At 62.1% G+C, this 11,061-nt stretch carries 9 protein-coding genes and 2 tRNA genes; 8 read left to right on the plus strand and 3 right to left on the minus strand.

Features of this window, described 5'->3' with window-relative positions; genetic code table 11:
• Positions 1-331: 331 nt before the first annotated feature.
• Positions 332-2,047: a dihydroxy-acid dehydratase gene (ilvD, locus tag ACZ2GY_RS10280; RefSeq protein WP_346028142.1), complete on the minus strand. Its 1,716-nt coding sequence runs from the start codon at positions 2,045-2,047 to the stop codon at positions 332-334.
• A 229-nt stretch (positions 2,048-2,276) separates the two neighbouring features.
• Between ilvD and ACZ2GY_RS10285 the strand changes: the two genes are divergently transcribed.
• Positions 2,277-2,753, plus strand: coding sequence for a hypothetical protein (locus ACZ2GY_RS10285; protein WP_277358551.1), 477 nt, complete (start codon positions 2,277-2,279; stop codon positions 2,751-2,753).
• 3 nt (positions 2,754-2,756) lie between these two features.
• Here ACZ2GY_RS10285 and ACZ2GY_RS10290 read toward each other — a convergent pair whose 3' ends face one another.
• Positions 2,757-3,725, minus strand: a complete 969-nt coding sequence (locus ACZ2GY_RS10290; protein WP_277358552.1) for a 2-hydroxyacid dehydrogenase — start codon at positions 3,723-3,725, stop codon at positions 2,757-2,759.
• A 69-nt stretch (positions 3,726-3,794) separates the two neighbouring features.
• Between ACZ2GY_RS10290 and ACZ2GY_RS10295 the strand changes: the two genes are divergently transcribed.
• Positions 3,795-4,931, plus strand: a complete 1,137-nt coding sequence (locus ACZ2GY_RS10295; protein WP_471671818.1) for a PQQ-dependent sugar dehydrogenase — start codon at positions 3,795-3,797, stop codon at positions 4,929-4,931.
• A gap of 90 nt (positions 4,932-5,021) precedes the next feature.
• Positions 5,022-5,094, plus strand: a tRNA-Lys gene (locus tag ACZ2GY_RS10300).
• A 77-nt stretch (positions 5,095-5,171) separates the two neighbouring features.
• Here ACZ2GY_RS10300 and ACZ2GY_RS10305 read toward each other — a convergent pair.
• Entirely contained in the window at positions 5,172-5,666 is a 495-nt protein-coding gene (locus ACZ2GY_RS10305) for a MarR family winged helix-turn-helix transcriptional regulator (protein WP_346028140.1), read from the minus strand.
• Between the two features lie 148 nt (positions 5,667-5,814).
• Between ACZ2GY_RS10305 and bcp the strand changes: the two genes are divergently transcribed.
• The 5 genes from bcp to ACZ2GY_RS10330 all read left to right on the plus strand — a co-directional run bounded on the left by bcp (position 5,815) and on the right by ACZ2GY_RS10330 (position 11,023).
• Positions 5,815-6,285 carry a thioredoxin-dependent thiol peroxidase gene (gene bcp, locus ACZ2GY_RS10310; RefSeq protein WP_277358555.1) on the plus strand — a complete coding sequence of 157 codons (471 nt, stop codon included), beginning with the start codon at positions 5,815-5,817 and terminating at the stop codon, positions 6,283-6,285.
• Between the two features lie 98 nt (positions 6,286-6,383).
• Positions 6,384-6,465, plus strand: a tRNA-Leu gene (locus ACZ2GY_RS10315).
• 247 nt (positions 6,466-6,712) lie between these two features.
• Positions 6,713-7,405, plus strand: coding sequence for a fasciclin domain-containing protein (locus tag ACZ2GY_RS10320; RefSeq protein ID WP_056548173.1), 693 nt, complete (start codon positions 6,713-6,715; stop codon positions 7,403-7,405).
• 245 nt (positions 7,406-7,650) lie between these two features.
• Entirely contained in the window at positions 7,651-9,375 is a 1,725-nt protein-coding gene (locus ACZ2GY_RS10325) for an ABC transporter substrate-binding protein (protein ID WP_346028139.1), read from the plus strand.
• A 151-nt stretch (positions 9,376-9,526) separates the two neighbouring features.
• Positions 9,527-11,023, plus strand: a complete 1,497-nt coding sequence (locus tag ACZ2GY_RS10330; protein WP_277358557.1) for a malate:quinone oxidoreductase — start codon at positions 9,527-9,529, stop codon at positions 11,021-11,023.
• Positions 11,024-11,061: the final 38 nt, after the last annotated feature.

An 11,061-nucleotide genomic window follows, 5' to 3' on the forward strand; every position in this document is an offset into this window, starting at 1 on the left:
GTATCCAGCACAGCTTGATCGCTGCGCAAATGTACTGCGCGAATCTGTTCGGTGGGAACAAAAAAACCCCTCAGCCTGGTGGGCTCTGCGAGGGGTTTGCGCGTGACGTAGACGTACCAGCCGGGCTTTTAGGCCACGCGCTTGGTAACTAGGACTACGGATACGAGCTGCATACCTGTAGTTTTCACTCCCTCGCCAGCAGTGTCAACAACACCCGGAACCGTCTCACTATATGGACAACCATTCCAGTTACTGGACACTAACTGAAGACGACGACGCCGGCGCGCAGCCTCCGTCGTCGTCTTCAGTTCCGGTTTCCAACCGGCGCAGATTAGCCGGTGTAGGCGCCCTCGGAGGCTGAATGCACCAGCTTCGCGTACTTCGCCAGCACTCCCCTGGTGTACCGGGCGGGAAGCGGCTCCCAACCGACCCTCCGGCGCTCCAGTTCCTCGGGATCGACCAGCAGGTCGAAGGTCTTGTTCGGAATATCGGCGCGGATACGGTCCCCGTCCTTGACGAACGCAATGGGGCCGCCGTCCACTGCCTCGGGAGCCACGTGGCCGATGCACAGCCCGGTGGTGCCGCCCGAGAACCTACCGTCCGTCAGTAGGAGTACATCCTTGCCCAGTCCCGCGCCCTTGATGGCTCCGGTGATGGCCAGCATTTCGCGCATGCCCGGTCCGCCTTTGGGGCCCTCATACCGGATGACGACGACGTCCCCCGCCTTCACCTCCCCCGCAGCGAGAGCCTGCAAGGCCCCCTGTTCGCGTTCGAAGACGCGCGCAGTACCTTCGAACACCTCTGCGTCGAAGCCTGCGCTCTTCACCACCGCACCTTCCGGAGCCATCGAGCCGTGCAGGATGGTAATGCCACCGGTTTTGTGGATGGGGTTATCCAGGGCACGCAGGATCTTGCCGTCAACGTCCGGCGGATTGATCGCCTCGAGATTTTCAGCGAGGGTCTTGCCCGTCACCGTCAGCACGTCTCCGTGGAGGAGTCCGGCGTCCAGAAGGGCACGCATGATCACCGGCACGCCGCCGATCTTGTCCACGTCGGTCATGACGTAGCGGCCGAACGGCTTGAGGTCACCCAGGTGCGGAACGCGGTCGCCGATGCGGTTGAAGTCATCGAGCGTCAGATCCACCTCTGCCTCGCGTGCGATGGCGAGCAGGTGCAGGACTGCGTTGGTGGACCCACCGAAGGCCATCGTGACAGCAATGGCGTTTTCGAACGCCTTTTTGGTCATGATGTCCCGAGCTGTGATGCCTCGTCTCAGCAGGTTCACGACGGCTTCGCCGGACTTTCGGGCAAATTCATCCCGACGGCGGTCAGCAGACGGCGGCGCTGCCGAACCGGGCAGTGACATACCGAGCGCTTCACCGATGCAGGCCATTGTGTTGGCGGTATACATGCCTCCGCAGGCGCCCTCACCAGGGCAGATTGCGCGCTCGATGCGGTCGACGTCACCCCTCGACATTTTTCCTGCCGCGCATGCCCCGACGGCTTCGAAAGCGTCAATCAGGGTGACTTCCTTCTCCGTGCCGTCTTCCAGCTTCACCCAGCCCGGCATGATTGAGCCGGCATACAGGAAAACGCTCGAGAGATTCAGCCGCGCAGCAGCCATGAGCATGCCGGGCAATGACTTGTCACAGCCTGCCAGAAGCACCGACCCGTCAATGCGCTCCGCTTCCATCACTGTCTCAACGGAGTCGGCGATGACCTCGCGGGATACGAGCGAGAAGTGCATTCCTTCGTGGCCCATGGAGATGCCGTCCGAGACGGAGATTGTTCCGAACTGCATAGGGAACCCGCCGGCCGCGTGAACGCCCTCCTTGGCGCCCTGGGCCAAGCGGTTCAGGGAGAGATTGCAGGGCGTGATTTCATTCCAGGAGCTCGCGACGCCGACCTGCGGCTTGGCGAAGTCGTCATCACCCATTCCCACTGCACGCAGCATGCCTCGGGCAGGTGCCCGCTCCATGCCATCAGTGACCGCACGGCTTCTTGGCTTGATATCCGGTGTTGCCTTGGCTTCGCTATCCACGCTCATGGGTAAAAGTCTAGGCCCGAAAGCAGGTGCGCCCTGCGCGTGTGACCGACCTATTAAGCCCATCTTAGGGGTGTGCTGCGTCACAGGCGGCCGGTGTTCAGCGCGCCCGCCGGCCGAATGGACACTGCTTATTTCGGGTAGGGTGGTCGGCGCGGACCACGTGCGGCCGGCCATCGGCGGCCGCATACCGACCAGCCGTTCCGCGGGCACTTCCCTACCCAGGCCGAAAATGATTCCCCAGTTGCCGCACGCTTCACAGGACGAGCCCGGAAGCGATGCCCTGAAGAACATCCTCCGCGGAATCTTCGACTCCCAAATCCTTAACTACGGCGATTACAACCTCATCTTCGCGGTGAACGCTCGCCGCGAAGGCAGGGACGCCGACGGGACGCGAATCAGCGCACCGAGGTACTACGTCGTCGGATACCGTTGGCAACCCACGGAGATCATGGTGGCTCCCGTCAACGGGCAGACCCTGACCGGCGGCGGCGTTCCAGTCGAATTGAACATGACCAACCTCGCCCACGCCTTTCAGTTGGCGGATGGCGATTACGAGGTGGCAACAAACACCGGCAGGACGTTCCGCTTCGGGGTTCAGCCGGACGTCATTTTCCAGCCTGCACGCCACCAGGAACTCCACCTCGAACAGGCGGACGACTACGCGGACTTCGAACTGTTCATGCAGACGTTCATCACGCTTGCATAGCCCTCAGACGTCGCGGCGCCCCGCTTCCCACGGTCCCGGCACCACCAGATTGACCGGCTCCCGGCCGACGGCGAACGCCTCCAACTGGCGCCGCAGCAGCCGCACGATGCGTGGGAGGAACGCACCGGTATTCCCGCCGTTGTGGGGCGTGATGATCGCGTTTTCCGCACCCCAGAGCGGATGATCCGCGGGAAGGGGCTCAGGATCGAAGACATCGATTGCGGCATGCAGGCGGCCGCTGACCACCTCAGCCGTGAGTGCCTCCGAATCCACCACGGGGCCCCGTGCAACGTTGATGACGAGGGCGCCGTCGGGCAACGCCGCAAGCACGTCCCTTCCCACCAGTCCCCGGGTGGAGTCCGACAGCGGCGTAATGATAATCAGGACATCGTGGTTGGCAGCCAGTCCGAGAAGTTCATCGCTGCCGTGCACCTGCCCGCGCTGGTCCGTACGCGCTGTCCTGCCGACCCTCGTGAGCTCGACTTCGAAGGCATCGAGTCGATTGGCTATTTCTTCTCCGATGCCGCCAACGCCCAGGAGTAGCACTCTGCGGTCTGCAAGGCCCGGGAATCGTTCGGGCTTCCACACCCGCTCCCGCTGGTTCAACACTGCGACGTTGATGCCGCGAAGGGAGGTAATGGCGAGTCCGATTGCCATTTCGGCTGTAGCCGCAGCGTGGACGCCGGCGGCACTGCAGACGGCAACCCCGGCACCTGCCATTTCCGGCACGCCCTCATACCCGGTCGATTGGGTCTGCACCAGTTTGAGCGCGGGAGCTGACTGCAGCTGTGAGCTGAAATCGCCCCTGGCCATATAGGGCAGTACTGCGACGTCGACCTCCCGCAGGTCAGCCCCAAGGGGTTCGCCTTTGAAGTCCCACACTGCGAGGGTGATTCCGGCGGGTGCAGGACTGAGTGCTTCCAGAAGGTATTGGTCAGGCACTGTCACGGTACGGATTGTAGGAGCGGTCATGCGATCAGCGTAGCCGGACGACCGTGGGGCCCATGGACAGCCGTTTTCCGTCGTCGTAACGTGTCTGTCATGCGCACCGCGCAGCAGGAAAAACGGAACGATGGAATCACCCCGGCACTCCGGGGTCTCGCCGCAGCGTTCTGTCTGCTCGCCGGAGTCACCTCATGCAATGCCGGACCTGAGCCCGCCCCCATTGTCCGGCAGGCTCCGACCTCCCTGGGTGCCACCGCCGGTGAACCGGCGCCGTCGGTGTCCGAGCAGCCAATTCCGGCAGTCACCGCGGAGGTGGCAACAGGCTTGGATGTTCCGTGGGCAATGGCGTTGCTGCCGGACGGCAGCCTCATCGTCACTGAGCGGGAAAGCGCGGAGGTGAAACGGATTACCGACGGCGTGGTTGATGTCATCGGCGTAGTACAGGACGCCATCGACGCCGACGGCGAGGGCGGATTATTGGGCGTTGCCGTGCCGCCGGACTTCACGGCTGACCCCCGCCTTTACTTCTACTACACGAGCACCGACGATAATCGTGTTATCAGCATGGCGTATGGCAACGGTGCCCTTGAAGGCACGGAAGAAGTGCTGACGGGCATACCGAAGGCGAACATCCACAACGGAGGCCGTATCAAATTCGGCCCCGACGGGTACCTGTACATCGGCACGGGCGATGCGTCCAACGCAGAAAGCGCACAGGACAGGGCGAGCCTCGGCGGGAAAATCCTTCGGGTTACTGCTGACGGCGAACCCGCCCCGGATAGTCCGTTCGGCTCTGCCGTCTATTCGCTGGGGCACCGGAATGTGCAGGGTCTGGCCTGGGACTCCGGGGACCGGCTCTGGGCAAGCGAGTTCGGCCCCGAGCGCGATGATGAGCTCAACCTCATCGAGCCCGGCGGAAACTACGGCTGGCCTGCAGTCACCGGGGCTTCGGGTCAGCGCGGTTTTATTGACGCCCAGGTGGTGTGGCCGTCCACCGCTACAGCTTCCCCCAGCGGCATGGCCATCGTGGAAGACGTCGCCTACATCGGCGGTCTACGGGGTGAACGGCTCTGGCGTGTACCGGTGTCCGGAGGTTCCGCCGGCAATCCGGCCAGCTTCCTCGACGGCGCTCACGGGCGGCTGAGGGACACTCTTGCGGGAGTTGACGGCAGCCTGCTCATTGCGACTAATGAAACCAGTGGATCCAGGATCCTGCGGGTGGAGATGCAATAGCTCACACGCAGCGCTCCGATTTCAACTTTCCGTCGCAGTGCTGGTAGAGTTTAGTGCTGTTGCGGAACGCGGTGAGACCGGATTCCGCAGGCACCTCTAGCTCAATTGGCAGAGCAATTGACTCTTAATCAATGGGTTCCGGGTTCAAGTCCCGGGGGGTGCACAGAAAAAGAAATCCTCCCGTTGGGCATCTGCCCGGCGGGAGGATTTCTGCTTTAACTCCAAGAACCGAGCGACCCGCTAATCGTCAATGAGCGCGGGCTCCGGAAGGCCAGCCCGCCGTGAGGCTGCAGGCGCACCATCAGCTTCCCAGTTCCAGCGCGGGGCACCGAGGTCCTCAATGACGGACTGGAGGTGTGACCTCAGTTCACTGGAGACAAGCCCCTCGCCGGCGATGAGCGTACGCTCAACATCTTTCGCTTCTCCGAGCACCCGGCTGCCCGCGGGCGTAATAGAGACTGCATGGCTGCGGCGATCGATGTCGCTGCGCGTCCTCAAGATGTGTCCGCGCAGTTCGAGGCGGGACAGGGTCTTGCCCATGGTTTGCGCCTGGACACGCACCAGCTGGGCAAGATTGGCCTGGGTCATGGCTCCCTGGGTTTCCAGCACGCCGAGCGCAATCACGCCGGCATGAGTGACACCAATGGAAACCAACCGTTCATTCCACGCATGCTCCACCAACCGAGCGGCCGTCGTCAGTAGTCGACCGGTAGGCCATTGCTCGAGATGCGGCATCAGCAAAAACTCCCTTTCACCCCGCGTAGCTCGTGTAGCTTCGCTTGGGGACCTTGAAATCCACCCACATATGATAGCTACTGCTCGGGCCGCAAACCCGGAGAGTTGCACCGCTGATGCACAATCGAGACCGAAAAGAGAGACCAATATGTCAAAACGACTCCAGACCGGGGACCGCGCACCCGATTTCAGGCTTTCGTCCGCGGACGGTTCGGACGTTTCCCTCAGCGACTTCGCCGGCGAGAATGTCGTCGTCTACTTCTATCCCGCAGCAGCGACACCGGGCTGCACAACCGAAGCCTGCGATTTCCGGGACAACCTCGCCTCGCTTGGCGCTGCAGGATACAGGGTCCTGGGAATTTCCCCCGATTCGGAAACGAAGCTCCGCTCCTTCAGTGAGAAGGAGTCACTGACTTTCCCGCTGCTTTCCGACCCGGATCATGCAGTGGCAGAGGCCTATGGCGCGTGGGGCGAAAAGAAGAACTATGGGAAGACCTATGAAGGTCTCATCCGATCCACAGTGGTGATCGACGGATCCGGGCAGGTCAGCCTCGCCCAGTACAACGTCAGGGCCACCGGTCATGTAGCCAAGCTCCGCCGCGATTTAGGGATCAGCTAACGCGAAACCGGCAGGTCCGTAAGCGGCATCCGTTGCCCGTGATGGAACCAGTACAATGGACCGTGCGCCGGATCGTTCCGGCCGGTCGGCAGGCCCACGCGCGAGTGGCGAAATTGGCAGACGCGCTGGATTTAGGTTCCAGTGTCTTCGGACGTGGGGGTTCGAGTCCCCCCTTGCGCACTACCAGCTGGAGACGTAATCGGCGTCGATTATCCGGGCCCCCAGGCTTCACGCCTGGGGGCCCGGCTCGTTAAGCCCCAATGCGAAATCACGGCCCCGAGCCGCTGTCAACAATTTTTTCAGCACTCACCCATCCACCTTCATCGCTCAGCCGAATGACCTGTGAGACATCGACACGATGTGTTCGTCCGGAAATTAGACCATCGCGTTTTGCCGTGGGGGTCGGAATGAATGAAGGAGAAATGAAATGGAACTTCTCAAGCGCAGGAATCTCTCCGTATTCGGTGTCGCAGCTGTAGCCATGTTCGGCCTGGCAGCCTGTGGCGGTGGCGATGAAGCAGCCACCAGTGATTCGGAGACCACCGAATCAACCACGACTGAATCCTCAGCACCCGAGATGACCGAGGAAATGACCGAAGAGGCCATGGACCCCGCCGCCAACCTGGTGGGCCCGGGCTGCGAAGGTTACGCGGAGCAGGTGCCCGACGGCGACGGCTCGGTAGCCGGCATGGCTCAGGATCCGGTAGCGACGGCTGCTTCGAACAACCCGCTGCTTACTCAACTGACCGCCGCTGTGTCAGGTGGCATCAACCCTGATGTCGATCTGGTTGACACCCTCAACGGATCTGAAGCGCTGACCGTCTTCGCGCCGGTTGACGACGCCTTCGAAGCGCTCGATGCAGCAACCGTCGAGGCGCTGCAGACCGACGCAGACCTCCTCTCCGGAATCCTTACCTACCACGTCGTTGAGGGCCAGCTGGCTCCCGATGAGGTTGCCGGAACACACACCACGCTCAACGGTGCCGAGCTGACGGTCGAAGGCGAGGGTGACTCCATCACCGTCGGTGAAGAGGGCGCAGCGGTCATCTGCGGTGGCGTTCAGACCGCCAATGCAACGGTCTACCTGATCGACTCCATCCTGATGCCCCCGAGCGAGTAGTCAGTCCCGGGTAACAGGCACGGCAGTCCAGGCGAGCAATCGTCTGACAAAGACTCCTTGATTCGACTCCTCTAATCTGGATCAGGGACACGGTGGGTATCTGCACTCCGATGCAGATACCCACCGTTTTTGTGTGTCGGGCGTGTCGTACGATGCACCGCGATCAGCTTCCCTTCAGTCTCGTGACCTAAACTGGAGATTCCGCCCGCAGTCGTGCCCTACTGCACGCGCGCCCCGAGGAGACCATGCCAGCCAGCCCAACGCACCGCCGTCGTAAGCTGTCGGGACCGTTCCTGCGTGCGCTGGCGGGAGCAGCAGTGCTCGGCCTGACCGCGTGCACTGCAGCCACGCCGGTACCAACAACGACGACGGCGCCCGCCACCAGTGCGGAGCCGGCGGCTCCGGTTGGCGATACCACCACCGCAACGTTCACGTTCGGCACTGCCGCGACGCCTACCGGCCTTGATCCGGCACTTGTTGCGGACACTGAGTCCTACCGAATCACCCGGCAGATGTTGGAAGGTCTCGTCGGAATCGACCCGCTGACCTCAGAACCGGCGCCGCTCCTGGCCACGTCATGGGAGGAACGGGACGAGGGCCGCGCCTACGCCTTCGATCTGCGCCAGGACGTTGTCTTCCACGATGGCGAACCGTTCAACGCCGCAGCGGTCTGCGCAAACTTCGAGCGCTGGTACACGATGCCTCCCGAAACCCGGGTACTGGACGCCACCATCGCGTTCAAGTCCGTGTTCAAAGCCTTCTCTGATGAACCTGAGGAATCCGTCTACGATTCGTGTCAGCCGCTCGGAGAGCACACCGTGCTCATCCGGCTGACCGGTCGCCTCACGTCCTTCATTCCCGCCCTTGCTTTGCCTGCCTTCGGAATGGCCTCGCCAAAAGCGCTCGACGAGCTCAACGCGAACCAGCTGACTGTTGAACGAAATGGCAGGCAACTGTCGGAGTTCGCGCTCAGTCCGGTCGGAACGGGTCCGTTCACGTTCACCCGTTGGTCCGCGGATGAGGTGACCTTGAGCGCTTTTGAAGGTTACTGGGGCACGGCGGGTGAAATTCAGACCGTCACTTTTCGTACCATTCCGAACACAGCTGCCCGATTGCGTGCGCTGCTGAGCGAGGAAATCGACGGATACGACCTCGTGACCGTGGACAACGCCGCCGAGCTCGCCCGGGAGGGCCAGCAGATCCTGCAACGCGATCCATATTCGGTCCTGTACCTCGGGATGAACCAGGACTTTCCCGGCGTCGACGATGTGCTGTTCCGGCAGGCAGTAGCCCACGCGATCGACAAAGATGCACTCATCGAGGGCCGCTTCCTGGCCGGCACCAGCCCGGCCAACCAGTTCATTCCGCCGAAGCTCGGGGTGACCAATGAAGAGATCACCGATTACGAGTACGATCCTGAGCTGGCGAGGGAACTGCTGGACGAGGCCGGGTACAGCGGTGAGCCGCTCCCCTTCCACTATCCCCGCAACGTCTCCCGTCCCTATCTCTCCTCACCGGAGAAGGTGTACGCCGAGCTGAGCCGTCAGCTCACGGCCGCCGGATTCAATCTTCAGCCCGTCCCGACCGAATGGGCCGACGGCTATATCGAGACCGTCCAGAATGACGATAACCGTGCGTTCCACCTGCTCGGGTGGAGTGGGAGCTACCAGGATCCCGACAATTTCGTGGGCGCCCTGTTCGGCAGCTACAGCGAAGAATTCGCTTTCCGTGACAACCAGCTCTTCAGCAAGATTGCCAGGGCAGTCACGCTGCCCAACGGTGAGGAGCGCGTTGCCGCGTACCAGGAGATAAGTGAGAGCATCGCCGTTGACATTCCTGCCGTTCCGCTCGCCTTTCCCATCTCGGCCGCAGTGGTGTCTCCCCGTGTGCTCAGCTACCCCGTAAGCCCGGTCATGCACGAGGTTTTCAACAGCATTGACCTCGCTGATGTTGAACAACCGGTCCCCTGAACCGAGAACTGATTCGGCACCTTGCCAGCCGGGTGAATTCGGCGGAGCACTGGGACGAGGATCACTGCGCCGTGCGGCATTCGGATTTAGGGAACGCCTCTGCCAGAGGCTACGCTTCTAGGGCTAGCGCCCTTGCTATTGGAGACCCATCGTGACTGCTGACAGCCAGGCGGGAAAGCCCGCGAATCACACTGACGTCGTTCTTATCGGCGGCGGAATCATGAGCGCCACCCTGGGTGCGTTCCTCAAGCAACTGCAGCCGGACTGGAGCATCACTCTGTTCGAGCGGCTTGACCGCGCTGGGCTCGAGAGCTCCGACCCCTGGAACAACGCGGGGACCGGCCACGCCGCCCTATGCGAGCTCAACTACTCGCCGGCAGGCAAGGACGGCTCCGTAGACCCGTCCAAAGCCATCGCCATCAACGAGCAGTTCCAGATCTCCAGGCAGTTCTGGGCGCATATGGTCTCGAACGGCCACCTCGGCGATCCGGGCGGCTTCATCAACGCCGTTCCGCATATGAGCTTCGTCTGGGGTGAACCAAATGTGGAGTATCTCCGTCGGCGTTATGAGGCACTCCGCACGCAACCACTCTTCAAAACCATTGAGTTCGCCACTGAGCACGCGGAGATTGCAGAGTGGACTCCGCTCATCATGGAGGGCCGCAGTCCTGGTCAGCCCGTCGCAGCATCACGGGTAACCGGCGGTACGGACGTCGATTTCGGATCACTTACCCGCGGTCTCACAAGCTACCTCGGCGAAAATGACGTTGACCTGCGCTACGGCCATGACGTCATCAATCTTTCGAAGACCTCGCAGAACCGCTGGGATGTCACCGTTCGCAACCGGGCAACCGGGCAAGCGCACACCGTGAACACGCGGTTCGTCTTCATCGGGGCCGGTGGCGGTGCGCTGCATCTGCTGCAGAAGAGCGGCATCCCCGAAGGCCGCGGTTTTGCCGGGTTCCCGGTCTCCGGACAGTTCCTGCGCTGCACCAACCCGAAGACCGTGACACGGCACAACGCCAAGGTGTACGGGCAGGCGTCGGTCGGTGCCCCGCCCATGTCCGTGCCGCACCTCGACACCCGCTACGTCAATGGCGAACGTTCGCTCTTGTTCGGCCCCTACGCCGGTTTTTCAACCAAGTTCCTCAAGCGCGGATCACTGCTGGACCTGCCAACGTCGATCCGCCCGTCCAACCTCCTGCCCATGCTGGCGGTAGGCAAGGACAATATCCCGTTGACCAAATACCTGATCAGCGAGGTGCTCAAGAAGCGTGAGGCGAAAAATGAGTACCTCAACGAGTTCCTGCCCGCAGCTGATGGCAACCGGTGGGAACTGATCAGCGCCGGGCAACGTGTACAGGTCATCAAGAAGGCACCCGGGAAGGGCGGCGTTCTGCAGTTCGGCACGGAAGTCATCACTTCCGCAGACGGCACTGTCGGTGCCCTGCTGGGAGCATCTCCGGGGGCGTCGACTGCGGCGCCGATCATGCTTGAGCTCATGCGTCGTTGCTTCCCCGGCCAGCTTGCTGACTGGGAGCCCAAATTGAAGGAAATGATCCCCGGCTACGGCACGAAGCTCAACGAGAATGAGTCGCTTGCCGATGACATCCAGTCAATGACTGACAGGGTCCTGGGACTCAACTAGACCGCGGTGCCGCCAGGACTGGATGCCCGCAGAAGGCA

It is taken from the genome of Arthrobacter sp. KKT183 (genome assembly GCF_055657625.1).